Consider the following 23,515-nt stretch of genomic DNA (forward strand, 5'->3'; position numbering starts at 1 on the left):
GCGGGTCTGTGCCCGCTATGGTGGCGGCAAGCGCTTACGCCGCGGCGCGAACGCGATGCACGAGCTGGTTGTCCTTGCCGTGGACCAGCGGCGTCAGCGACAGATTGAACTCGATGTCCTTGTACGTGTCCTCCTTCAGGCCCAGCGCAGTGCCGCCGGTCTTCTCGGTCACGGGCGGAATCAGCTCCTCGCGCGTCGCGTAGGCGAAATCGTCCCAGATCAGCGGATCGCCCTCGATGTTGAACTGCGTCGTGAGCTTGCGGAACGTGTCGGTGGTCACGAAGAAGTGCACGTGCGCCGGGCGGTTGCCGTGGCGGCCGAGCTGGTTGAGCAGTTGCTGCGTGGCGCCCTGCGGCGGACAGCCGTAGCCCACCGGCATCAGGGTGCGGAACTCGTACTTGCCGTCGGGGCCCGTGCGCACAGCGCCGCGAAGGTTGAACTCGGTCTGGGCGCCGGTCGGATCGAAATGCGAATAGAAGCCCTTGGAGTTGGCGTGCCAGCACTCGACCAGCGCTCCCGCCACCGGCTTGCCGTCCGGACCGGTCACGGTGCCGTGGATAACCAGCGGGCCGGCGTCCGGGTCCGGATCGATGTCCATGCGCGCCACACCGTCCTTGACCGGCGCGCCGGCGACGTACAGCGGGCCCTCGATGGTGCGCGGCGTGCCGCCCTCGAGCCCGGCCTGACGGTCCTCGGCATCCATGCGGATGTCCAGGAGCTTCTCCAGGCCCAGCCCCGGCGCGAGCAGGGCGGCCTCGCCGTCCTGGCCCAGCTTGTTGAGGTAGTTCACACCCGTCCAGAATTCATCCGGGGTGATGTCCAGATCGTCGATGGCCTTGAACAGGTCCGACAGGAGGCGATGCAGGATCTGCTTGAACCGGGGATTGCCTTGCGCACCGTCGATGTTGGTGGCGGCCTTCAGCAGGTCCTGCGTTTCCTTGTCCTCGAAAACTTTGACGCTCATTTTGTTTCCTCCGTGGGGGTGCTGATCGCAAACGTATGTAGTCCGGCGGCGCGGGGCGCCGCCGGCGATGCCCTGGGGACGCGACGGGCCCGCTGCCCAGTCGGCTGACCATACCGACGGGCGTGTGCCGACGCCACCGTGCCGAATGCGTCTTTCCGCCGCCGTCTTTTCCCGTCCGGCGCGGTAGGCTGGTTTTTCTCGTGGCGCGAAGCCGCATCCCTGCTGCGGTATGTTCACTCGCCCGCCCGGCAGCGTCCAACACTTTTGGGGATGGATTCCATACCGCAGAAGTATGGCCGCATTCCCTGGCGCGGGCCGTTGCGCCACAGGGCCCGGCGCAGGGGAGGCGCGTGTATTCGCACTCGTGAAGCCGCTGCGAGCCCTGCCGACGGTCCGGGGAACCGGGGCCGGGCTTCTTTCTAGTTATGCGGATACTTCACGTGTGACAGCGAGAAGGCTTCGGCGCAGGGATTGCCGCGCGCCGATACGCCGTGGCAGGTATTGCTCAGCCCGTCCGGCCGGCCGAGCCCACGCCTGGTTCGGTGGACTCAAGGGACCGGCCCCCCGTCTCGTTCCGCCTTCCGGATGAGCGGAACGGCAGCGATCACAGCAAGGTGCGGTCCGCCACGGTGATGCGATGCAGAAGGCGGGCGTGTCCGTCGTAGCCGCCAGTGGCAGCGTGGTTGACGCAACGGTTGTCCCACAGCAGGAGCGTGCCCTGCGACCAGCGGTGGCGGTACACGACCTCCGGGCGAGCCTGGTGTTCGAACAGCGCGCGCAGGATGGGCTTGGCTTCGTCATCGCTCATGCCTTCGATGCCGATGGTGTAGCCGGGGCTGACGAACAAGGCGATGCGCCCGGTCTCGGGATGCTTGCGCGCGATGGGGTGCGATTGTTTCGCCAGCGCCTCGTCCGAATAGCGGATCTTCATCGAGCGGCCCTTGTCCTTTTCTCCGTAGGCGCCGTCGCGTGAATAGGCTCGACCTGCCGAATGTATGCCGCGCTTTTCGGCCAGCAGAGACTTCAGGTCGGCGGAAAGGCTGTCCCAAGCGGCATATTGGTCGGCAAACAGCGTGTCGCCCCCCACCGGCGGAACGACATTGCCATACAGCAAAGTCGCCGCCGGCGGCGTCGCCATGAAGCTCCAGTCCGAATGCCAGTTCTCGGCGAATATGGGCGTCTTTTCGTCGGCGTCTCGACGGACTTGGGCGACATGGGGATGACCGGGAATCGACTCGAAGAAGGGGTCGGAGCCGAACGGGCCGATCGTGAGGGCGAAGCGCTCGATGTCCTCGACGGCCAGATCCTGGTCGACGAATGCGAGGACTTGATGCTCGAGCCAATGTTTGCGTATTTCGGCGACCTGCGCATCCGTCAGCGTGCGCCTCAGGTCCACGCCCTTCACCACTGCGCCACAGGACGCGTCCTGTGGCTGAACATGAAGTTCCATCACGTCTCCTTCAATCTTGAGTCGGTCATATGAAAGCGGCCGGGAAGGTGCGCTCGGCAACTGCCTGGCATCGAGCGTCGATAGCACGCTTGGCTTTGCAGTCTATCGATGCCATTATTTTCATGCCAATGGATATTTCCGATGAGCGTTATTCATGAAGCTGAATTTGCAGAAGATCGACCTCAACCTCCTGCTGGTGTTCGACACGCTGATGCAGGAGCGCAACCTGTCGCGCGCCGCCGAGCGCCTGCACAAGAGTCAGCCGGCCGTGAGCAACGCGCTCAGCCGCCTGCGCGAGCAGCTAGGGCAGCCGCTGTTCCGCCGCACCGCCAAGGGGCTCGAACCGACCGCGGAGGCCATCGCACTGCACAGGCCGGTGCGACAAGCCTTGTTCCTGCTGCAGTCCGGCATTGGCGCCCAGGAGGGTTTCCACCCGGACACCGAACGGATCTTCCGCTTGTCGATGAATGACGATGGGCAGCTTCGGCTGCTGCCGGCTCTGATGGCTCGGCTGAAGTCGCTGGCGCCGCAGGTGATACTGCAGGTATTGCCCGAAGAAGGGACCTTGCTTCCACGACGCCTGGCCAGCGGGGAGCTGGATCTGGCGATCGACTATCTGTACTTCGACGATCCCGATCTTCTCTATCAACCGATCACCGAGGAAACTCTCGCCGTCATCGGCCGCGCAGGGCATCCTGCGTTCAACGGCGGCCTTGACAAGCAGTCGTACCTGGCCGCGCGGCACGTCTCGATTCTGCCCCGGGCCGGCCGCGGCAGCCCGCTCGAAATTGTTCTGGGCTCGGCCAAAGTGCGACGCAATGTGCAACTGCAAGTGCCGCACTACCTGACGATTCCAGCCATCGTCGCCCGCACCGAACTGCTGGGCACGGTGCCTCTGAATCTGGCCAGACACTTCGCTCGCAGATACGACGTTCAGATCGCGGATTTTCCATTCGAAGTCTCTGCGATACAGATCAGCCTCATATGGCATCGCAAACAGGAGCACGTCCCTGGCTTGCAATGGCTGAAGGAGCAGATTCTGCAAACCGCGCTTCGGCCCAGGGGCCGGGCCGATCTGAAGCCGGAGCGCGGCACCGCCTGACCATCAGGCGCGTCTGGCCTGACGACGGCACGAAACGCAGCCTTTGCCCTTGGCAAGTGCGACCGGGCACACCTATCCTGATGCCGAAGGCGCTCTTCATCCGCCGAAGAACGATCGCCGAATGAGGGCTGATTCCCTGCCCGGCGGCCAGCCGCCGGGCCGCGGCCCGTCCATCTTCTTATGCAGAGCTCGCATCATGCAGCCACCCCGGAACACCAGCCGACGCGAGTTCTGCCGCCGCAGCGGCCTGCTCGCCGCGGCACTACCTCTGTGTTCACCCACCCACCTTGCCGCGGCCGCAAGCATCGCCGGAGCGCACGACATGCCTGCCTGGACCAGCCCGAACCCCGCGCTCACCCGCGCCTTCGCCCCGGTCTTCGACGAACGCGACGATCAGGACCTCGCAGTCGATGGCGAGATTCCCGCGGGGCTGCGCGGCGCCTACATGCGCAATGGGCCGAACCCGCGGTTCGAGCCCGATGCGCACTACAGCTATCCGTTCGACGGCACCGGCATGGTCCATGCCATCCACCTCGCCGACGGCAAGGCGCGCTATCGCAACCGCTGGGTCATGACCACCGAGCTGGCCAAGGAGATCGCCGCCGGCCGACGGATTTACAACTCGACGTTCGCGCCCGCGCCGCACGCCAATCTGGCCAACACCAATGTCGTGCGCCATGCCGGGCGCTACCTGGCCCTCTACGAGGGAGGACAGCCCTACGAAGTGGATGCCGAACTGGCCACACTGGGCCGCTACGACTACGACGGCAAGCTGCAGGGCCCGATGTCCGCGCACCCGAAGATCGATCCGCATACAGGAGAACTGCTGTCCATCCAGTACGACCTGGAGAGCGGCGCCCTGCTCTATCTGCGCGTGGGACGCGACGGTGTGCCCGACCGCCGGGTCCCTCTGCAGGCCCCATGGCCGGCCATGATCCACGACATCGCCCTGACGGAGAATCACGTGATCGCCTTCGTCTGTCCGCTGGTGTTCGACCTGGGGCCGGCGGGCCCGCCGGCGACCTGGCAACCCGAACGGGGCACGCGCATCGCCCTCGTTCCCCGCGACGCGCGCACGGCCGCCGACGTGCGCTGGCTCGACGGCCCGCCATTCTTCAACTGGCATACCGTGAACGCCTGGGAGCGCGACGGCCGGATCGAAGTCGCGATGCCCTGGTACGACGCCTTCAGCCTGGGCCCGCAGCCGCGCCGCCTCGAGCTGCACCGCATCGTCATCGACCTGTCTTCGGGCGTGGTGCGGGACGAGACCATAGACACCCGGGCCTGCGAGTTCGGCCGCGTCAACGACGCCTATCTGGGCCGTCCGACGCGCTACGGCTACGTAGGCCTGCGCGAGCCGCGGCCTGGCTGGACGCCCCAGGCGGGCACGTTCGAGGCCATCGCCCGCTACGATCTGGCCTCCGGCGCCAAGGACGTGCACCGGTTTGCCGCGGGCTCCACCGTGGGCGAACCCGTCTTCGTGCCCGCGCCGGGTGCCACGGACGAGGACGATGGCTACGTGTTCACCTTCGTGCACGAAGAGGGCCAGGCACAGGGCGCCTTCCATATACTGGATGCACGCAATCTCGCCGATGCCCCGCTGGCCGTCGTCCATCTGCCGCGCCGGGTGCCGGTCGGGCTGCATGGGTCGTGGATGTCGGGCTAATTCGAAGGCGGTATTGCCAGCCTGTACCCCGCGCGCCTCACACTCATCCGCCCCGATCAGCGTGGGCGCTGGCTCGGCCTGATCATCGAACGGGCCATCCTCGCCTCGACAGGCGCAGCGGCCGGCGGTAGAATGCCCGGATCCGCGAACCCCGGGGATTTTCCTCACTCCGCGTCAAATACATGACCTGCGCACCGACCTTCACAACCCAGTGGTGGCGCTTCCAATAAGGAAGCGGCACGTCGTTGCGTACATACCTCGCACCTTGCCGCCGTTCTGGTAGGCACAGGTTCCCGACTCAAGCGCTCATCCGGCACGGCGGCTCCAACCCCAGGAGATGGCCGATGTTCCCGTGTTCCCCCCACCCGATCGCTCGCCGCGTCCGCCGCCAGCCAGCAGGCACGGTCGCGCACGCCTGATCCCGGTCATCCTTTCGCTCACTCCTGCAGCCAGAGATCCCATGAAACTCCTGATGATCGACAACTACGACTCCTTCACCTACAACATCGTGCAGTACTTCGGCGAGCTGGGCGAAGAGGTCGAGGTGGTGCGCAACGACCAGATCACGCTCGACGAGATCGAGGCGCTGGCGCCCGACCGGCTGTGCATTTCGCCGGGGCCGTGCGCGCCCGCGCAGGCGGGCATCTCGCTCGCCGCGATCCGGCACTTCGCGGGCAAGCTGCCCATACTCGGCGTGTGCCTGGGCCATCAGGCGATCGGCGAGGCCTTCGGCGGCAAGGTGGTGCGCGCGCAGGAAATCATGCACGGCAAGACCTCGCCCGTCACGCACACGGGCAGCGACGTGTTCGCGGGACTGCCCTCGCCCTACACGGTGATCCGCTATCATTCGCTCGCCGTGGAGCGCGCGAGCCTGCCCGACTGCCTGGAAGTGACCGCAGAGACGGCCGACGGCGAGATCATGGGGTTGCGGCACCGGACGCTGCCCGTCTACGGGGTCCAGTTCCACCCCGAATCCATTCTCAGCGAGCACGGCCACGCGCTGCTCAAGAACTTCCTGGCGCTGTAAGCGGCAGCCTCCTCGAGACAAGGACAAGACCATGACCGCGATATCGATCCATGAAGCGCTGACCCGCTGCATCGAGCACCGGGAGATCTTCCACGACGAGATGCTGCACCTGATGCGGCAGATCATGCGCGGCGAGCTGGCCGAGCCGCTCGCCGCGGCGCTGCTCATGGGCCTGCGCGTGAAGAAGGAGACGGTCGGCGAGATCACGGCCGCCGCCCAGGTGATGCGCGAGTTCGCCACGCCGGTGCGCGCGGCCGACCCGGACAGCCTGCTCGACCTGTGCGGCACGGGCGGCGACGGCAGCCACACCTTCAATATCAGCACGACCGCCATGTTCGTGGCCGCGGCCGCCGGCGCGCGCGTGGCCAAGCATGGCGGGCGCAGCGCTTCGTCCTCTTCCGGCAGCGCCGACGTGCTCGAAGCGCTGGGCGTCAACCTGGAGCTATCGCCTGAGCAGATCAGCGAGTGCATCGACGCCACCGGCATCGGCTTCATGTTCGCGCCGGCGCACCACACCGCCATGAAGCACGTCGCGGGCATCCGCAAGCAGCTCGGGGTGCGCACGATGTTCAACATCCTGGGGCCGCTCACCAACCCCGCGGGCGCGCGCAACCAGTTGATGGGCGTGTTCCACCCGGACCTGGTCGGCATCCAGGTGAGAGTGCTGCAGCGGCTGGGCTCCCGGCGCGTGCTGATCGTGCATGGGCTGGACGGTATGGACGAGGGTTCGCTCGGCGCGGCCACGCTGATCGGCGAGCTGCGCGACGGCGAAATCCGCGAATACCAGATTCATCCGGAAGACTACGGATTGTCCATGGTCTCCAATCGCAGTATCAAGGTATCGAGCCGGGAGGAGTCGCGCACGCTGGTGCTCGAGGCGCTCGACAATGTGCCCGGCACCGCGCGCGACATCGTGGCGTACAACGCCGGCCTCGCCCTGTACGCGGTGGGCCGCACGCCGAGCATCGACGAAGGCATCCGCCAGGCTTTCGGCATCATCGAGAGCGGCGCGGCACGCGACAAGCTCGAAAGTTTCGCCGCCTACACGCGCCGGTTCTCTTGAGGCCCGTCAAGGACATGGGCGCCCGTCTGCCGCATGATGCCGCCGCAACGGCGATACGGGGCCGGGGCAGGCCACGCGCGTCCTGGCACGCGCTCGAGGAAACGCCGGGCCGCCCCAGGTTTCCTTGACCCTCACGGGGCTGGTCCGGGCGAAGGCCGCCCTGGGGCACTCTCATTGGACAACGCTATGAACGACGTTCTGCAACGCATACTTTCCGTCAAGGCCGACGAAGTCGCCACCGCGCGCCAACTGCGCAGCGAGGCCGAACTGCGTCGTGAAGCCGAATTGCGCCAGGATGTGCGCGGTTTTGCGATTTCGCTCGAGGAAGCGATAGCCGCCGGGCGCGCCGGCGTGATCGCCGAGATCAAGAAGGCTTCGCCCTCCAAGGGCGTGATCCGGCCAGACTTCCAGCCCGCCGCCATCGCCGGCACCTACGCCGCCCACGGCGCGGCCTGCCTGTCGGTGCTCACCGACGTGAAATTCTTCCAGGGCTCGCACGACTTCCTGCGCCAGGCGCGAGCGGCCTGCTCGCTGCCGGTGCTGCGCAAGGATTTCATCGTCGACTCCTACCAGGTGGCCGAGGCGCGCGCGCTCGGCGCGGACTGCATCCTGCTCATCGTGGCTGCGCTCGATGCGGCCCGGCTGCGCGACCTGGAAGCCCAGGCGCACGACCTGGGCATGGACGTGCTGGTCGAAGTCCACGACGCGCAGGAACTCGAGACCGCCCTCACCCTGCGCACGCCGCTGCTCGGCATCAACAACCGCAACCTGCGCACCTTCGAAGTCTCGCTGGACACCACCCTGGCCCTGCTCGGCTCGATCCCGGCAGGCAAGCGCGTCATCACCGAAAGCGGCATCGTCACCCCCGAGGACGTCAAGCGCATGCGCGACGCCGGCGTGAACGCCTTCCTGGTCGGCGAGACCTTCATGCGCGCCGAGGACCCGGGCGTGGAACTGCAGAGGCTCTTTGCATGACAGGGGTCGCCACACCCATCAACCGCCTGCGCGAGCCGCTGGAGACCCACGTGGGCTGGCTTCCGCCCGCCTGGCTGCCGTTCCTGCAGGACGTGCTCGCATCCCCCGGGTTCGCAGAACTCTCGCGCTTCATCGACGAGCGGCTGGCGGCGGGCGCGATCATCTATCCCGCCCATCCCTTCCGCGCCCTGGAACTGACCGCGCCGCAGGACGTGCGCGTGGTGATCCTGGGGCAGGACCCCTACCATGGGCCCGGCCAGGCCCAGGGCCTGTGCTTCTCGGTGCCCGACCGCGAGCGCCGCCCGCCCAGCCTGCGCAACATCTTCGCCGAAGTCGCGAACACCTGCGGCGGCGATCCGGCCACTTTCAGCAACGACCTCACGCGCTGGGGCCACCAGGGCGTGCTGCTGCTGAACACCCTGCTCACGGTCGAGGACGGCAAGCCGGCGTCGCACGCCAAGCGGGGCTGGGAGCCCTTCACCGACAGCGTGATCGCCGCCGTGGCCAACGAGCCGACGCCCAAGGTCTTCATGCTCTGGGGCTCGCACGCGCAGAGCAAGACGGCGCTGATCCCGGCCGGCTCGCCGCATCTGGTGCTCAAGGCCAACCACCCTTCGCCGCTGTCGGCCACCCGCCCGCCCGTGCCGTTCATCGGCTGCGGGCACTTCGCGCGCGCCAACGAGTGGCTGGCCGAGCAGGGGCTGCCCACGATCGACTGGGTCGATCCGGCGGCCTGAGTCGACCGCCTGAGCCGGCCGCGGCTACGCGAGGCCGCCCGCGCCCGGCCGGGGCCAGGGCCGGCCGGCCGGCCGGCGTTTAGAATGGCCGATTCTGCACCACCGGATCGAGCATGTCCTCCCCCAGCGCAACGACCGACGCCGGCGACCACGAAGCGCAGGTCGCCCGGCACCTCCGCGAGCGGATCGCCGCCGCGGGCGGCTGGATCGGTTTCGAGACGTTCATGTCGCTCGCGCTGTACGCGCCCGGCCTGGGCTACTACGCGGCCGGGGCGCGCAAGCTCGGCTCCGCGCAGGAACCGGGCGGCGACTTCGTCACCGCCCCCGAGCTGAGCCCGCTCTTCGGGCTGACGCTGGCCGATGCGCTCGCACCCGTGCTGCGCGCCATCGGCAGTGTCCAGGTGCTGGAATTCGGCGCCGGCACCGGCGCGCTGGCCGCCGTGCTCGTGCCCGGGCTGCGCGCACACGGTATCGACGTGCGCTACCGGATCCTCGAAGTCTCGGCCGACCTGCGCCAGCGCCAGCAGGAGCGTTTGGCCCCCCTGGGCGACACGGTGCAATGGCTGGACGCGCTGCCCGGAGGCCACGTCGGGTGCGTGGTCGCCAACGAGGTGCTGGACGCCATGCCGGTGCGCCTGTTCCGCTGGTCCGACGCAGGCCGGGTGCTCGAACGCGGCGTCGTCGCCGGCGAGCACGGCTTCGCCTTCGAAGACCGTCCGGCCCCGGCGCGGCTGGCCGAGATCGTCGCCGCCCGCATGCCGGCCCTGCCCGGCTACGTATCCGAGGTCAACCTGCAGGCCGAGGCGTTTCTGCGCGAGATGGGGCGCTGGCTCGAACGCGGGACGGCGTTCTTCGTCGACTACGGTTTTCCGCAGCGCGAGTACTACCACCCGCAGCGCGCCGAGGGCACCGTCATGTGCCACCGCCAGCATCGCGCCAGCGCCGATCCCCTGGTGCACGTGGGCATGCAGGACATCACGGCGCACATCGATTTCACGGCGATGGCCGACGCCGCCCTGGAAGGCGGGCTCGACGTGCTGGGCTACACCTCGCAGGCGCGCTTCCTGATGAACGCGGGGCTGCCGCGCCACCTGCAGGCGCTGCAGGCGGCCTCTCCCGAGGTGTATCTGCGCAGCCTGAACAGCATCCAGAAACTCGTGTCCGAAGCCGACATGGGCGAGCTTTTCAAAGTGCTGGCGGTGGGCCGGGGGGTGGAGGAGCCGCTCCCGGGCTTTCAGCACGGCGACCGTCTCGGCAGCCTCTGAGCGCCGCTCGGCGCCGGCCAGCCGCCACGAGACACTGCCTGCGGCAGGCGCCCGCCCGGTCTGGGCCACCGCACGCCCACGCGACATCCCGGGTTGCCTGCGTCGGCGCCTTGCCGCATCATGCAGACAGCCTCGACGCATCCGTCACCCGGTGCGCCGCCGCGTTGCCGCACCCGCTGCGCAGCGCCGGGCCGAACCAACGCCAGCCGCCGAGCACCCGTCGCGCACTACCGCAGCCACCAGACACCCCCAATAAAAAACACCGGAGACAACCCATGACCGCCATCCCCACCCTCAAGCACGTCGTCAGCGAAGCCGAATGGCAAGTACGCGTGGATCTCGCCGCCTGTTATCGCCTGGTCGCGATGTACGGCATGACCGATCTCATCGCCACCCACATCAGCGCCAAGCTGCCCGCCGAGGCCACGGGCGGGGAGGAACAGTTCCTCATCAATCCCTACGGCATGCTGTTCGACGAGATCACCGCCTCGTCGCTGCTGCGCGTCGACCTGCACGGCAACGTGCTCTCGGAGAGCCCCTACGGCTTCAACCAGGCGGGCTTCGTCATCCACAGCACGATCCACGAGGCGCGCCCGGAAGTGCACTGCGTGGTGCACACGCACACCCGCGCCGGCGTCGCCGTGAGCGCGCAGCGCCACGGCCTGCTGCCGATTTCCCAGCAGGCGACGCTGGTCCTGCAGTCGCTCGCCTATCACGACTACGAGGGCCTGGCGGTCCATGACGACGAGCGCCAGCGGCTCAAGGACGACCTGGGCAACGCCAACTACTTCATGCTGCGCAACCATGGCCTGCTGACGGCCGCGCGCACCATCCCGGACGCCTTCTGGGCCATGTACCTGTTCGAGACGACCTGCCAGATTCAGATCGCCGCGCAATCGGGCGGCGGCCCGTTGATCCAGGTCGAGCAGCGCGTGCTCGATGGCGTTCCCGATGCGGCCCGCAAGATGGGTTCGACCCCTGCCGGCCAACGGGCCTGGCCGGCCCTGCTGCGCAAGCTGGACCGGCTCAATCCGGGCTACGACGCCTGAGGCGCCGCCGCGATCGCGGCGCTAACAAGCCTCTTGCTCATCGGCGGCTGCGGGCGCCGCGCCCGCCTCGCGGCGCAGCGCGATCATGCCGCGCAGCGTCGACTTGAGCGCCTCCGCGCGCGCCAGCCCGAAAGGCTCCAGCACGCGCTGCTCATGCTCCTTGGCCAGGCGGATGAGATCGGCGACCGTGCGCTCGCCCTTCTCCGTGATGCGCACCAGCGTGACGCGCCGGTCGGTGTCGTGCGACACCCGCTCCACATAGCCCTTGGCCGCGATGCGATCGAGCATGCGGGTGAGGGTGGGCTGCTTGGTGACGCTCAACTGCGCCAGGCCGCCGATGCTCATCTCGCCGCTGCCCGCCAGCGACGCCAGCACCCGCCACTCGGGCACGCTCACCCCGTGCGCGCGCACGACCTGATGGAACTCGGCCGAGATCAACTGGCTCGCCTGCGCCAGCAGCGCCGCCAGATAGTCCGCAACGAACGGCGTGTCCTGCGCCGGCATCACGCGCCGCTCCCGTCGCCCCGCGCCCGCTGAAACGTCCTGCCCATTGTTCCGCTCCTGTCCTGCGCCGCCGCCGCGGCGGACGGTGACATTCATCAAAGTTCCGCACAAATGCCGTGCACGGGTCGCGCATGGCGTGCGCCGCGGCGCACCGCCTTGGCGCGTGGCGCGCGCCGCCGCCGTGAGCCTGCAAAGGCACGCGTGCGGGCCTCGCCCGGACGCTGCGAGGGGCAACAGCGCGCCGGCCGTGCTCGCCGCATTTTGGCATGTGTATTGCATGCTCACGGGTTATCCATGATTTTTCATATTTTCATTCGTAAATATTATTGATCGGCCCTTTCTGCGACCGGCACGAAGGGCGTCCGAGCACCGGGGAACCTGCACACCATGTCCTGTTCGACGACGTTGGACCGCATACCGTGCAAGGAGGGCCATCGTGGCTGAGCGCTCCTTCGCTGCCGAAGTCCAGAAACTGCGCCTGGGCGCCGGCGAGATCTTCGCCGGCGAGGGCATCCTCGCCATCACCAAGGCACTGCTCGAGTCCGGCGTCGCCTATGTGGCGGGCTACCAGGGCGCGCCGATCTCGCACCTCATGGACGTACTCGCCGACGCGCAGGACATCCTGGGCGAATACGGCGTGCGCTTCGAGAACAGCGCCAGCGAGGCGACCGCCGCCGCCACGCTGGCCGCGTCGGTCAACTACCCGCTGCGCGGCGCGGTCACCTTCAAGGCCACGGTGGGCACCAACGTGGCCTCGGACGCGCTCGCCAACCTCGCCTCCGGCGGCGTGACGGGCGGCGCGCTCGTCATCGTCGGCGAGGACTACGGCGAAGGCTCGTCGATCATGCAGGAGCGCAGCCACGCCTTTGCCATGAAGTCGCAGATCTGGCTGCTCGACCCGCGCCCCAACCTGCCCAGCATCGTGGACGCCGTCAAGCAAGGCTTCGCGCTGTCGGAGGCCAGCCACACGCCGGTGATGCTGCAGGTCCGGATCCGCGCCTGCCACCTGCACGGGCATTTCGTGGCGTCCGACAACGTGGCGCCGTCGTTCACGCTCAAGGATGCACTGGAGCGGCCGCATCGCGATGTCGATCGCATCGTGCTGCCCCCCGCGAGCTTTCAGCACGAGCAGGAGAAGATCCAGGAGCGCTGGCCGGCGGCCGTGCGCTACATCCGGGAGCACGCGCTCAACGAGTTCTACGCCGAGGACTGCGCCGACGTCGGCATCGTCGTCCAGGGCGGCATGTACAACACGCTGCTGCGTGCGCTGGAGCGGCTCGGCCTGGCCGACGTCTACGGCGACTCGCGCCTTCCCCTCTACGTGATGAACGTGGCCTACCCGCTCGTGGACGAGGAACTGCTGCGCTTCGCGCGCGGCAAGCGCGCCATCCTGATGGTCGAGGAAGGCCAGCCCAACTTCATCGAGCAGAACGTCGCCGCCATCCTGCGCCAGGCGGGGCTGGCCACCGCGCTGCACGGCAAGGACGTGCTGCCCATGGCCGGCGAATACACCGCCGTCGTCGTGCACCGCGGGCTGCAGGACTTCCTGCGCCGTTACGCCGTCCTGCCGGCCGCGGACGCCGAGACGGCGACGCCCGAAGCCCCGGCGATCACCGAAGCGCGCCGCGTCATTCCCTTGACGGTCGAGGCACCGACGCCCACACCGACACCGACGCGGGCGTTGGGCGAGGTCGTGCACGCCCGTCCTCCCGGTTTCTGCACGGGCTGCCCCGAGCGCCCGATCTTCGCCGCGATGAAACTGGTCGAACGCGAACTCGGCCCGCACCACGTCAGCGCGGACATCGGCTGCCATCTGTTCTCGATCCTGCCGCCGTTCAACATCGGCAACACCACCATGGGCTACGGACTGGGCGCAGCCGGCGCCGCGGCCCTGAACGCGCCCGCCGGCAAGCGCGCGATCTCGGTGATGGGCGACGGCGGCTTCTGGCACAACGGCCTGACCAGCGGCATCGCCAACGCAGTGTTCAACCGCAGCGACAACCTGACCGTCGTCGTCGACAACAGCTACACCTCGGCCACGGGCGGACAGGACATCCTGTCCTCGGCGGCGCAGAACCCGACCCGCAGCACCGGTCACGACATCGAACGCGCGGTGCGTGGCGTGGGCGTGACCTGGGTGCGCACTATCAAGCGCACCTACGACGTGGCCGGCATGCGCGACGCCCTGCGCGAGGCGCTCACCACCCAAGACCAGGGCCCCAAGGTGCTGGTCGCGCAGAGCGAATGCATGCTCAACCGCCAGCGCCGCGAAAAGCCCAAGGCCCGTCAGGCCGCCGCCGCCGGCCAGCGCGTGGTGCGCGAGCGCTTCGGCGTCGATGCCGACACCTGCACCGGCGACCATTCCTGTATCCGCATCTCCGGCTGCCCTTCGCTGTCCGTGAAGCCCAACCCGGACCCCCTGCGCATCGACCCCGTGGCCACCGTGCTCGATAGCTGCGTGGGCTGCGGCATGTGCGGCGAGGTGTCGCACGCCGCGGTGCTATGTCCGTCGTTCTACCGGGCGCGCATCGTCTCCAACCCGACCCCCTGGGATCGCCTGCGCGCGCGCGTACGCCGTGCGGTGATCGGCTGGCTGCAGGCCCGCACGTCCCGCCGCCTGGCGCGCTACAGCTTCTGAGGAGACGCCCATGCAGGCCCAGCCCATCAAGATCGCCATCCTCGCCATGGGCGGAGAAGGCGGCGGCGTGCTCGCCGACTGGATCGTCGACCTCGGCGAACACGAAGGCTGCATCGCGCAGACCACGTCGGTCCCCGGCGTGGCCCAGCGCACCGGAGCGACGCTCTACTACGTCGAACTGTTCCCGCGCAGCGCCCTCGCCGAGGCGCACCAGCGGCCGGTGCTCGCCCTCATGCCCATGCCCGGCGACGTGGACATCGTGCTCGCCTCCGAGCTGATGGAAGCCGGGCGCGCCGTGCAGCGCGGCCTGGTCACGCCCGAGCGCACCACGCTGATCGCGTCGACCCACCGGGTCTATTCGATCGCCGAGAAATCCGCCATGGGCGACGGCCGCGTCGACAGCGCGGAACTGCTCGCCCACGCGCAGCGCGCCGCACGCGGCTTCGTTCACTTCGACATGGCCGAGCTCGCCCAGCGCAACGGCAGCGTCATCAGCGCGGTGCTGTTCGGCGCACTGGCCGGCGCCGGCGTGCTGCCCTTTGCGCGCAGCGCCTTCGAGGCCACCATCGCGCGCGGCGGCGTCGGCGTCAAACCCAGCCTCAAAGCCTTCGGCGCCGCCTTCGAACGCACCCGCGCGCCCGAGCCGGGGCTGGCCGCGCCTGCGGTCGCGAGCCCGCCTGCGCCGCGCCCGCGCGATCCCGCCGTGGCCGCACTGCTCGGGCGCATCGAGCGCGAGTTCGACGCCGCGCTGCACGGGCTGCTGCGCGAGGGCGTGCGCCGCCTCATCGACTACCAGGACCCGGACTATGCCGGCCTGTACCTGGACCGCATGGCGCGCGTGGCACGCCTGCCCGACGACGGCAACCGGGATCTCGCCCTGGCCACCGCCCGCCACCTCGCGCTCTGGATGGCCTACGAGGACACCATCCGCGTGGCCGACCTGAAAACGCGCGCCAGCCGCTACGCCCGGGTGCGCGACGAGGTCGGCGCGACCGACGCCCAGGTGCTCGGCATCCAGGAGTTCATGCACCCGCGCCTGCAGGAAGTCTGCGACACCCTGCCCGCGCGCCTGGGCCGCTGGCTGCAGCGGCCGCACTGGGCCCATCGGCTGCTCGCCCGCCTGACCCGCAAGGGGCGGGTGATCGACACCACTGCGCTCGGCGGCTTTCTGCAGTTGCGCCTGGTCGCCGGCCTGCGCCGCTGGCGGCTGGGCACGCTGCGCCACCAGCACGAGAATGCCCGCATCGAGGACTGGCTCGCCCGCATCGAAGCCACCGCGCGAACCCACCCGGCGCTGGCCACCGAGATCGCCCGCTGCCAGCGCCTGGTCAAGGGCTACGGCGATACCCACGCCCGCGGGCTCGCCAACTACACCACGCTGATGGCCGCCCTGGAACGCGCAGGCGCGAGCCTGGCGCCCGCTACGCTGCGCGAACTGCGCGAAGCCGCGCTGGCCGACGAGCAGGGCAAAGCCCTGCTCGCCAGTCTGCGGCGCCACGCGCTCGCCTGAGCCCCCGCACACCCCACCGGCAAAGCCGCTCTTGCCCGCCCCGTCCCCCACCAAGGAGCCTAGCTCATGAAACGCGCTGCACTCTCCCTCCTGCTGGCCGCCTCGTCGCTCGCGCTGGGCGCCGGCACGGCCGCCGCCGCCGAGGTCACCCTCAAGGCCATCAATTCCTTCCAGGAAGGCACCTACTTCGCCCAGAACTTCGAGGCCTTCGTGAAGAAGGTCAACGAGGAAGGCAAGGGTCTGGTGCAGATTCAGTACGTCGGCGGGCCCAAGGCCGTTCCGACCATGGAGCAGGGCGCGGCCCTGCGCGCCGGCGTGGTGGACATGGCCAACACCACGGCCGCGTACACCGCCGGCATCGTGCCCGAGGTGCTCTCGCTCAACTACGCCACCGTGCCCTTCCAGGATCTGCGCACGAACGGCGGCCTGGACTACCTGAACGGCATCATGGCCGAGAAGAACCTGATGTACTTCGCCCGCACGGGCGATCGGGTGCAGTACCACATCTACCTCACCAAGCCCATCGACAAGCCCGACCTGAAAGGCCTGAAGATCCGCATCGCGCCGATCTTCCGCGACTTCTTCCAGGCGCTGGGCGCCACCGTCGTGCAGACCGCTCCCGGCGAGGTCTACACCGCACTGGAGCGCGGCGTGGTCGACGGCTACGGCTGGCCGCTGCTCGGCATCTTCGACATGGGCTGGCAGGAGATCACCAAGTACCGCGTGGATCCGGGCTTCTACATGCTCGAGCTGGGCGTGCAGTTCAACAAGAAATCCTGGGACAGGCTCTCGCCCGAGCAGCAGGCCTTCCTCGAGAAGCAGCGCGACTGGCTGGAGCAGATCTCGCTGCAGCGCTCGCTGGACGACGTGGACGGCGATCTCAAGCGCCAGGCCGAGGCCGGCATCGAGCCGATCACTTTCTCGGCGGGCGACACGCAGCAGTACCTGAACCAGTCGCTCGACGCCGCCTGGGCCGCGATCGTCAAGAACAGCCCCAAGCACGGCGAGAAGCTGCGCGAATTGATGATCGCCCGGTAACCGCCGCCCCACCCGCGGCACCTCGCGCCCCCCAAGCGGAGCCTCCCATGAAGATCTACGGCCTGATCATGAACGCCTTCGGCGCCGTCGCCGCGCTCCTGGTGGGCGTGATGACCGCGCTCGTGAGCTACGACGTCATCGTGCGCAACCTCGGCCTGGGCAGCCTGGACTGGGTACTCGAAGTCTCGGAGTACATGCTGCCCGTCATCATCTGCGCCTCGGCACCGTGGCTGATGTACCGCAACCAGCATATCCGCCTGGACGTGCTCAACATGGTGCTGCCAACGCGCGTGCTGCGCCGCATCGACCGTTACGCGGCCAGCGTGGGCGCGGTGGTGAGCCTGATCTTCGCCTGGTACGCCCTGCTGCTCCTGCTCGATTCGCGGGCCGCGGGCAGCCTGGTCATGAAAAGCCTGGTGTTTCCCGAGTGGTGGCTGTTCGTGCCGGTGCCGATCGGCTTCGGCGCGCTCGCCGTCGAGTGCGCGAGGCGGGCCTTCATGCCCGAGACCGTCGCCGACGAGGCCGCGCCGGCCGAAGGAGTCATGTGATGACCTGGTGGCTGAGCCTCATCGTGTTCTTCGGCGGGCTGACGATCCTGCTGATGGCGGGCCTGCCCGCGGGCTTTTCCTTCATCGCCATCAACCTGGTCGGCGCCTGGGTCTACCTGGGCGGCGAGATCGGGCTGATGCAGGCCGTACGCAACGGCCTGTCCTCGGTGACCAACTTCTCGCTCACCCCCATCCCGTTCTTCCTGCTGATGGGCGAGCTGCTGTTCCACACCGGGGTGGCCTTCAAGGCCATCAACGCCTTCGACCAGGTGATCCGCAAGGTGCCTGCGCGGCTGTCGGTGATCGCGGTGGTGGCGGGCACGGTGTTCTCCGCGATCTCCGGGTCCACGGTGGCCACCACCGCCCTGCTGGGCAGCCTGCTGCTGCCCGAGATGCTGCGCCGCAAGTACCATCCGCGCATGGCCACCGGCCCGATCATGGCCATCGGCGCGGTCGACATGCTCATCCCGCCGGCGGCGCTCACGGTGCTGCTCGGCAGCCTGGCGCACATCTCGATCGCCGGCCTGCTGATCGCCGGCGTCCTGCCCGGACTGCTGCTTTCGCTCACCTTCATCGTCTACCTGATCGTGCGCGCCCGGATGAACCCATCGCTCGCGCCGCCCTCGGACGACGAGCATTTCGTCGACGGCTGGGCGCGCTGGCGTCCGCTGGTGGTCGACGTGGTGCCGCTGCTGCTGATCTTCGTGCTGGTGGTCACGGCCATGACCGCAGGCTGGGCCACGCCCACCGAGGCGGCGGCGCTCGGCGCGTTCGCGAGCTTCGTGGTCTGCATCGGCTATCGCGCGCTCACCTGGAAGGCGCTCGTGAAGTCGCTCACCGGCACGGCCGCGCTCTCGGGCACGATCCTCTTCATCATCGTGGGCGCGTCCACCTTTGCGCAGATCCTGGCATTCTCGGGCGCTACGGACGGCCTGGTCACGCTCATCCGCGACTCCGATCTGTCGTCCTGGTCGGTACTGCTGCTGATGCTCCTGGTCCTGCTCATCCTCGGCTGCTTCGTCGACCAGGTCAGCATGATGCTGATGACTCTGCCGTTCTACATGCCGCTGATGCAGTTCTTCGGCTGGGATCCGCTCTGGTTCGGCGTGCTCTACCTCATCTGCATGCAGCTCGGCCTGCTCACCCCGCCCTTCGGCATGCTGGTCTTCACCATGCGCAGCGTCGCGCCCAAGAGCGTGACGACCCTGGACCTGTTCGCGGCAGTGACGCCTTACGTGATATTTGGCCTGCTCATGCTGGTCGCCGTGCTGCTGGTGCCGGGCATCGCCACCTGGCTGCCGAACTTCATGCTGCGGTGAAAGGAGAGCCCCCACGCTCACTACCCTGCCGCAAAAGAGTGCCCAGCCCTACCAAACTGCTTTAGAATTAAAATATTCACAACTCAACTTAATAGCGTCCTGGAGGGCTCATGAGAATCGTCTGCCTGGGCGGCGGTCCCGCCGGCCTGTACTTCGCCTTGCTCATGAAGCTGCAGGATCCGTCCCACCACATCACTGTGGTCGAGCGCAACAAGCCCTACGACACCTTCGGCTGGGGCGTGGTGTTCTCCGACCAGACGCTGGCCAATCTGAAGCACGCGGACCCTGCCACGGCCGCGCGCATCCTCGATGCCTTCAACCACTGGGACGATATCGAAGTGCGCATCGGCGATGCCAGGGTGCGTTCCAGCGGCCACGGCTTCTGCGGCATCGGCCGCAAGCGCCTGCTCAACATCCTGCAGGAGCGGTGCGAGGCGCTGGGCGTCGAACTGGTCTTCGAGACCGAGGCTCAGAGCGACGAAGACTATCCCGACGCCGATCTCATCATCGCCAGCGACGGGCTGAACAGCCGCATCCGCACCAAGTACGCCGATACCTACAAACCCGACATCGACCTGCGCGACTGCCGCTTCGTCTGGCTGGGCACCGAGCAGCTCTTCGAGGCCTTCACCTTCGCCTTCGAAAAGACCGAGTGGGGCTGGTTCCAGGCCCACGCCTACCGTTTCGACGAGCACACCTCGACCTTCATCGTGGAGACGCCCGAGCACGTCTGGCGCGCCGCCGGCCTCGCCGACATGGACAAGGTCGAAGCGATCGCCTTCTGCGAGCGCCTGTTCGCGCGCCACCTGGACGGCCACCGCCTGGTCTCCAACGCCCATCATCTGCGCGGTTCGGCGCAATGGATCCGCTTTCCGCGCGTGATCTGCGAGCGCTGGGTGCACCACAACGGGCGCGCGCCGGTGGTGCTCATGGGCGACGCGGCGCACACCGCGCACTTCTCGATCGGCTCGGGCACCAAGCTCGCGCTGGAGGATGCGATCGACCTCGCGCGCAACATCGCCGCCCGTCCCGGCGAACTCGCCCGCGCGCTGAGCGACTACGAAGCCACCCGCAGCGTCGAAGTGCTGCGCATCCAGAACGCGGCGCGCAACTCCACCGAATGGTTCGAGCACGTCGATCGCTATACCGGGCTGCCGCCCGAGCAGTTCGCCTACTCGCTGCTCACGCGCAGCCAGCGCATCAGTCACGAGAACCTGCGGCTGCGCGACGCCGGCTACCTGCAGGGCTATGAACGCTGGCTGGCCGAACGCGCCGGCATGCCCGAGGCGCAGGCGCGCGAGGCGATCCCGCCCATGTTCACACCCTACACGGTGCGCAGCGTCACGCTCAAGAACCGCGTCATGGTCTCGCCCATGGCCCAGTATTCCTGCGTGGACGGCCTGCCGGCCGACTACCACCTGATGCACCTGGGCGCGCGCGCCATGGGCGGCGCCGCCCTGGTGATGGCGGAAATGACCTGCGTCTCGCCCGACGCGCGCATCACCCCGGGCTGCCCCGGGCTCTGGAACGATGCCCAGCGCGACGCCTGGAAGCGCATCGTCGACTTCGTGCACGCCCAGGGCAACGGCGCGAAGTTCGCCATGCAGCTCGGCCACGCCGGCGCCAAAGGCTCCACCCGGCTCGCCTGGGAGGGCATCGACCTGCCGCTGGAGCACGGCAACTGGCCGCTGATCTGCGCCTCCGAGCAGCAGTATCTGCCCGGCGTGAGCCAGCTCGCGCGCGCCATGACGCGCGAGGACATGGATCGCGTCAAGCAGGACTTCGTCGATGCGGCGCGGCGCGCCGCCGAAGCCGGCTTCGACTGGCTGGAGCTGCACTGCGCCCACGGCTACCTGCTCTCGGCCTTCATCTCGCCGCTCACCAACCACCGCGCCGACGCCTACGGCGGCACGCTCGAGAACCGGCTGCGCTACCCGCTGGAAGTGTTCGCCGCCGTGCGCGCGGCCTGGCCCGAACACCTGCCCATGTCGGTACGCATCTCGGCGCATGACTGGGTCGAGGGCGGCATCACGCCGGACGACGCCGTCGAGATCGCCCGCGCCTTCAAGGCCGCCGGCGCCGACATGATCGACTGCTCCTCCGGCCAGGTCAGCAAGGCCGAGCGGCCCGTCTACGGCCGGATGTTCCAGACGCCCTTCGCCGATCGCATCCGCAACGAAGCCGGCGTGCCGACCATCGCCGTCGGGGCGATCTCGGAAGCCGACCACGTCAACAGCATTATCGCGGCGGGGCGCGCCGACCTGTGCGCCATCGCCCGCCCGCACCTGGCCAACCCCGCCTGGACACTGACCGAGGCCGCGCGCCTGGGCTACACCCACATCGCCTGGCCGCAGCAATACCGCGCCGCCAAACTGCAGCTCGAGCGCAACCTGGAACGCGAGCGCAGCCAGAACGCGGCCCTCGCGGCCATGGCGGGGCAGGCATGAGCCATCACCCCGCCCGCCCCGCCGAAGACGCGGCGCGCGAGACCACCGCGCCGCACGCGCTGATCACCGGCGCAGCCCGCGGCATCGGCGCGGCCATCGCGCGGCGCCTGGCGGCCGACGGCTGCCGCGTCACCCTGCTCGGGCGCAGCGGCGAGGCCCTGGCCGCGCTGCAGGCTGCGCTGCCCGGCGCTGGCCACGGCCGGGTCGTCGCCGACGTCGCCGACGAAGCGGCCGTGCAGGCGGCCTTCGACGCCGCGCGCGCCGCCGCCGGGCCGATCCGCATCCTCGTCAACAACGCCGGCCAGGCGCGCAGCGCGGCGTTCGCGAAGACCCGCCTGCAAGACTGGCAGGACATGCTTGCGGTCAACCTGACCGGCGTGTTCCTGTGCAGCCGCGCGGCGATCGCCGACATGCTCGCCGCCCGCCAGGGACGCATCGTCAACATCGCCAGCACCGCCGGCCAGAAGGGCTACGCCTATGTTGCCGCGTACACTGCCGCCAAGCACGGCGTGGTCGGCCTGACCCGCTCGATGGCGCTCGAGTACGCGCGCAGCGGCGTCACGGTCAATGCCGTGTGCCCGGGCTACACCGACACCGACATCCTGCGCGAGGGGGTGGCCAACGCCGCAGCCAGGACCGGCCGCGACCCGGCCGCCATCCTCGACGAGTTCCTCGCCGTCAATCCGCAGCGGCGCGCGGTACGGCCCGACGAGGTGGCCGACGCCGTGAGCTGGCTGTGCGGGGCGGGGGCACAATCGGTGACCGGGCAATGCATTTCCGTTTCCGGAGGAGAAGTGACATGAAGACCGACGTCTCGCACGAACGTCTGCGCGAGGCGCAGGAACTCGGGCACGAAGCCCGGGCCCATCCCGACGATCACGCCGCCCTCAAGCTGTGGCTGCGCATGCTCGCCTGCACGACCCAGATCGAGACCGAGATCCGCCAGCGCCTGCGCGCCGAGTTCGACATCTCGCTCGCCCGCTTCGACTACATGGCGCAGCTCTACCGCCACCCGGAAGGGCTGATGATGCGCGAGCTGTCGCGCCAGTTGATGGTCACGGGCGGCAACGTCACCGGCCTCACCGACGAACTGCAGAACGAGGGCCTGGTGGTGCGCAAACCCAGCCCCACCGACCGGCGCGCCTGGATCGTGCAGCTCACCCCGCACGGGCGCACCGGCTTCGAAGCCATGGCCCGCATGCACGAGGGCTGGATCGTGGATATCTTCGGCGGGCTGAGCGATACCACCTTCCAGCAGCTCTACGCCGGCCTCGGCCGCCTGCGCGTGCAGATGCTCGCCGACCAGCCCGAAGCCTCCCCGCCACGCCGGGGCCCGGCCTCAACGAAGGAGACGCCATGAACGACACCGCCCCCATGCAGGAACAGCGCCGGCCCTATGCCGGCTACACCGCCCGCCATTTCCAGTGGGAGGTCTCGGACGACGGCAGGATCGGCACCATCACGCTGAACCGGCCCGAGCGCAAGAACCCGCTCACTTTCGAATCCTATGCCGAGCTGCGCGACCTGTTCCGCGGCCTCGCCTACGCGTCCGACGTCAAGGTGCTCGTCATCGCCGGCGCGGGCGGCAACTTCTGCTCCGGGGGCGACGTGCACGAGATCATCGCCCCGCTCACGCAGATGGCCATGCCGCAACTGCTGGCCTTCACGCGCATGACGGGCGATCTGGTCAAGGCCATGCGCGCCTGCCCGCAGCCCGTGGTGGCGGCCGTGGACGGCGTTTGCGCCGGCGCCGGCGCGATCCTCGCCATGGCCGCCGACCTGCGCCTGGGCACGACCGAGGCCAAGACCGCCTTCCTCTTCACACGGGTGGGCCTGGCCGGCGCCGACATGGGCGCCTGCGCCATCCTGCCGCGCATCATCGGCCAGGGCCGGGCTTCGGAACTGCTCTATACCGGCCGCGCGATGTCGGCCGACGAAGGCCTGGCCTGGGGGTTCTTCAACGCCCTGCATCCGGCCTCGCAAGTGCTCAAGGCGGCCCATGCGCTGGCCGCGCAGCTCGCCGCCGGCCCCACCTTCGCCCACGGCATGACCAAGAAATGCCTGCACCAGGAATGGAGCATGGGCGTGGACGAAGCCATCGAGGCCGAGGCCCAGGCCCAGGCGATCTGCATGCAGACTCAGGATTTCCGCCGCGCCTACGAGGCTTTCGCCGCCAGGCAGAAACCCGTGTTCGCGGGCGATTGAATACGAGC

The 23,515-nt window shown here is 68.6% G+C and carries 20 protein-coding genes; 17 read left to right on the forward strand and 3 right to left on the reverse strand.

From position 1 onward, the window contains the following. Positions 1 to 34 precede the first annotated feature (34 nt). Both catA and FOZ76_RS16375 read right to left on the reverse strand, forming a co-directional pair. Positions 35 to 964: a catechol 1,2-dioxygenase gene (gene catA / locus FOZ76_RS16370; RefSeq protein ID WP_143949327.1), complete on the reverse strand. Its 930-nt coding sequence runs from the start codon at positions 962 to 964 to the stop codon at positions 35 to 37. A gap of 604 nt (positions 965 to 1,568) precedes the next feature. Then, positions 1,569 to 2,501, reverse strand: a complete 933-nt coding sequence (locus FOZ76_RS16375; protein ID WP_246129565.1) for a TauD/TfdA dioxygenase family protein — start codon at positions 2,499 to 2,501, stop codon at positions 1,569 to 1,571. Between the two features lie 67 nt (positions 2,502 to 2,568). Here FOZ76_RS16375 and bsrA point away from each other — a divergent pair, with 67 nt between their 5' ends. From bsrA to FOZ76_RS16415, 8 genes are all read left to right on the forward strand, one after another. Beyond that, positions 2,569 to 3,516 (forward strand): LysR family transcriptional regulator BsrA, encoded by a 948-nt coding sequence (bsrA, locus tag FOZ76_RS16380; RefSeq protein ID WP_143949328.1) that lies wholly within the window; start codon positions 2,569 to 2,571, stop codon positions 3,514 to 3,516. 196 nt (positions 3,517 to 3,712) lie between these two features. Next, positions 3,713 to 5,182, forward strand: a complete 1,470-nt coding sequence (locus FOZ76_RS16385; protein ID WP_170235492.1) for a carotenoid oxygenase family protein — start codon at positions 3,713 to 3,715, stop codon at positions 5,180 to 5,182. A gap of 460 nt (positions 5,183 to 5,642) precedes the next feature. Next, on the forward strand, positions 5,643 to 6,209 hold the full coding sequence (locus FOZ76_RS16390; protein WP_143949330.1) for an anthranilate synthase component II: 567 nt from the start codon (positions 5,643 to 5,645) through the stop codon (positions 6,207 to 6,209). A gap of 31 nt (positions 6,210 to 6,240) precedes the next feature. Further along, on the forward strand, positions 6,241 to 7,272 hold the full coding sequence (trpD, locus tag FOZ76_RS16395; RefSeq protein WP_143949331.1) for an anthranilate phosphoribosyltransferase: 1,032 nt from the start codon (positions 6,241 to 6,243) through the stop codon (positions 7,270 to 7,272). A 186-nt stretch (positions 7,273 to 7,458) separates the two neighbouring features. Further along, on the forward strand, positions 7,459 to 8,247 hold the full coding sequence (gene trpC, locus FOZ76_RS16400; protein ID WP_143949332.1) for an indole-3-glycerol phosphate synthase TrpC: 789 nt from the start codon (positions 7,459 to 7,461) through the stop codon (positions 8,245 to 8,247). Next, positions 8,244 to 8,984 carry a uracil-DNA glycosylase gene (locus FOZ76_RS16405; protein ID WP_143949333.1) on the forward strand — a complete coding sequence of 247 codons (741 nt, stop codon included), beginning with the start codon at positions 8,244 to 8,246 and terminating at the stop codon, positions 8,982 to 8,984. Before trpC ends, FOZ76_RS16405 begins: the two co-directional genes overlap by 4 nt. Before the next feature lie 113 nt (positions 8,985 to 9,097). Next, positions 9,098 to 10,249, forward strand: a complete 1,152-nt coding sequence (locus FOZ76_RS16410) for a class I SAM-dependent methyltransferase (protein WP_143949334.1) — start codon at positions 9,098 to 9,100, stop codon at positions 10,247 to 10,249. Positions 10,250 to 10,524: 275 nt separating this feature from the next. Then, the gene (locus FOZ76_RS16415) at positions 10,525 to 11,298 is read left to right on the forward strand and encodes a class II aldolase/adducin family protein (protein WP_143949335.1); all 774 of its coding nucleotides are present in this window, start codon (positions 10,525 to 10,527) and stop codon (positions 11,296 to 11,298) included. Between the two features lie 21 nt (positions 11,299 to 11,319). On the opposite strand, the gene FOZ76_RS16420 is transcribed toward FOZ76_RS16415, so the two are convergent. Next, positions 11,320 to 11,802: a MarR family winged helix-turn-helix transcriptional regulator gene (locus tag FOZ76_RS16420; RefSeq protein ID WP_143949500.1), complete on the reverse strand. Its 483-nt coding sequence runs from the start codon at positions 11,800 to 11,802 to the stop codon at positions 11,320 to 11,322. Positions 11,803 to 12,238: 436 nt separating this feature from the next. Between FOZ76_RS16420 and FOZ76_RS16425 the strand changes: the two genes are divergently transcribed. The 9 genes from FOZ76_RS16425 to FOZ76_RS16465 all read left to right on the forward strand — a co-directional run bounded on the left by FOZ76_RS16425 (position 12,239) and on the right by FOZ76_RS16465 (position 23,507). After that, complete coding sequence (locus FOZ76_RS16425) at positions 12,239 to 14,440, forward strand: thiamine pyrophosphate-dependent enzyme (protein WP_143949336.1); 2,202 nt, start codon at positions 12,239 to 12,241, stop codon at positions 14,438 to 14,440. A gap of 10 nt (positions 14,441 to 14,450) precedes the next feature. Continuing rightward, positions 14,451 to 15,950 (forward strand): indolepyruvate oxidoreductase subunit beta family protein, encoded by a 1,500-nt coding sequence (locus FOZ76_RS16430; protein ID WP_143949337.1) that lies wholly within the window; start codon positions 14,451 to 14,453, stop codon positions 15,948 to 15,950. A gap of 66 nt (positions 15,951 to 16,016) precedes the next feature. Next, entirely contained in the window at positions 16,017 to 16,988 is a 972-nt protein-coding gene (dctP, locus tag FOZ76_RS16435) for a TRAP transporter substrate-binding protein DctP (RefSeq protein WP_143949338.1), read from the forward strand. A 47-nt stretch (positions 16,989 to 17,035) separates the two neighbouring features. Further along, positions 17,036 to 17,536 carry a TRAP transporter small permease gene (locus FOZ76_RS16440; RefSeq protein ID WP_143949339.1) on the forward strand — a complete coding sequence of 167 codons (501 nt, stop codon included), beginning with the start codon at positions 17,036 to 17,038 and terminating at the stop codon, positions 17,534 to 17,536. Beyond that, complete coding sequence (locus FOZ76_RS16445) at positions 17,536 to 18,855, forward strand: TRAP transporter large permease (RefSeq protein WP_143949340.1); 1,320 nt, start codon at positions 17,536 to 17,538, stop codon at positions 18,853 to 18,855. The genes FOZ76_RS16440 and FOZ76_RS16445 overlap by 1 nt, the downstream gene beginning before the upstream one ends. Before the next feature lie 110 nt (positions 18,856 to 18,965). Further along, a complete protein-coding gene (locus tag FOZ76_RS16450; protein ID WP_143949341.1) occupies positions 18,966 to 21,302 on the forward strand; it encodes a bifunctional salicylyl-CoA 5-hydroxylase/oxidoreductase in 2,337 nt (778 codons plus the stop codon). Next, positions 21,299 to 22,105, forward strand: a complete 807-nt coding sequence (locus tag FOZ76_RS16455; RefSeq protein WP_143949342.1) for an SDR family NAD(P)-dependent oxidoreductase — start codon at positions 21,299 to 21,301, stop codon at positions 22,103 to 22,105. The genes FOZ76_RS16450 and FOZ76_RS16455 overlap by 4 nt, the downstream gene beginning before the upstream one ends. Continuing rightward, positions 22,102 to 22,662: a MarR family winged helix-turn-helix transcriptional regulator gene (locus FOZ76_RS16460; RefSeq protein WP_143949343.1), complete on the forward strand. Its 561-nt coding sequence runs from the start codon at positions 22,102 to 22,104 to the stop codon at positions 22,660 to 22,662. Before FOZ76_RS16455 ends, FOZ76_RS16460 begins: the two co-directional genes overlap by 4 nt. Next, positions 22,659 to 23,507, forward strand: a complete 849-nt coding sequence (locus FOZ76_RS16465) for an enoyl-CoA hydratase family protein (protein ID WP_143949344.1) — start codon at positions 22,659 to 22,661, stop codon at positions 23,505 to 23,507. The genes FOZ76_RS16460 and FOZ76_RS16465 overlap by 4 nt, the downstream gene beginning before the upstream one ends. The last annotated feature ends 8 nt before the right edge of the window (positions 23,508 to 23,515 follow it).

The organism is Verticiella sediminum (assembly GCF_007558815.1).
Lineage (GTDB): Bacteria > Pseudomonadota > Gammaproteobacteria > Burkholderiales > Burkholderiaceae_B > Verticiella > Verticiella sediminum.

What these genes read in the sequence shown, in the direction of transcription:
- catA (WP_143949327.1), bottom strand. Translation starts at nt 964, where the DNA reads ATGAGCGTCAAAGTTTTCGAGGACAAGGAAACGCAGGACCTGCTGAAG.
- bsrA (WP_143949328.1), top strand. Translation starts at nt 2,569, where the DNA reads ATGAAGCTGAATTTGCAGAAGATCGACCTCAACCTCCTGCTGGTGTTC.
- FOZ76_RS16385 (WP_170235492.1), top strand. Translation starts at nt 3,713, where the DNA reads ATGCAGCCACCCCGGAACACCAGCCGACGCGAGTTCTGCCGCCGCAGC.
- FOZ76_RS16390 (WP_143949330.1), top strand. Translation starts at nt 5,643, where the DNA reads ATGAAACTCCTGATGATCGACAACTACGACTCCTTCACCTACAACATC.
- trpD (WP_143949331.1), top strand. Translation starts at nt 6,241, where the DNA reads ATGACCGCGATATCGATCCATGAAGCGCTGACCCGCTGCATCGAGCAC.
- trpC (WP_143949332.1), top strand. Translation starts at nt 7,459, where the DNA reads ATGAACGACGTTCTGCAACGCATACTTTCCGTCAAGGCCGACGAAGTC.
- FOZ76_RS16405 (WP_143949333.1), top strand. Translation starts at nt 8,244, where the DNA reads ATGACAGGGGTCGCCACACCCATCAACCGCCTGCGCGAGCCGCTGGAG.
- FOZ76_RS16410 (WP_143949334.1), top strand. Translation starts at nt 9,098, where the DNA reads ATGTCCTCCCCCAGCGCAACGACCGACGCCGGCGACCACGAAGCGCAG.
- FOZ76_RS16415 (WP_143949335.1), top strand. Translation starts at nt 10,525, where the DNA reads ATGACCGCCATCCCCACCCTCAAGCACGTCGTCAGCGAAGCCGAATGG.
- FOZ76_RS16420 (WP_143949500.1), bottom strand. Translation starts at nt 11,802, where the DNA reads ATGCCGGCGCAGGACACGCCGTTCGTTGCGGACTATCTGGCGGCGCTG.
- FOZ76_RS16430 (WP_143949337.1), top strand. Translation starts at nt 14,451, where the DNA reads ATGCAGGCCCAGCCCATCAAGATCGCCATCCTCGCCATGGGCGGAGAA.
- dctP (WP_143949338.1), top strand. Translation starts at nt 16,017, where the DNA reads ATGAAACGCGCTGCACTCTCCCTCCTGCTGGCCGCCTCGTCGCTCGCG.
- FOZ76_RS16440 (WP_143949339.1), top strand. Translation starts at nt 17,036, where the DNA reads ATGAAGATCTACGGCCTGATCATGAACGCCTTCGGCGCCGTCGCCGCG.
- FOZ76_RS16445 (WP_143949340.1), top strand. Translation starts at nt 17,536, where the DNA reads ATGACCTGGTGGCTGAGCCTCATCGTGTTCTTCGGCGGGCTGACGATC.
- FOZ76_RS16450 (WP_143949341.1), top strand. Translation starts at nt 18,966, where the DNA reads ATGAGAATCGTCTGCCTGGGCGGCGGTCCCGCCGGCCTGTACTTCGCC.
- FOZ76_RS16455 (WP_143949342.1), top strand. Translation starts at nt 21,299, where the DNA reads ATGAGCCATCACCCCGCCCGCCCCGCCGAAGACGCGGCGCGCGAGACC.
- FOZ76_RS16460 (WP_143949343.1), top strand. Translation starts at nt 22,102, where the DNA reads ATGAAGACCGACGTCTCGCACGAACGTCTGCGCGAGGCGCAGGAACTC.
- FOZ76_RS16465 (WP_143949344.1), top strand. Translation starts at nt 22,659, where the DNA reads ATGAACGACACCGCCCCCATGCAGGAACAGCGCCGGCCCTATGCCGGC.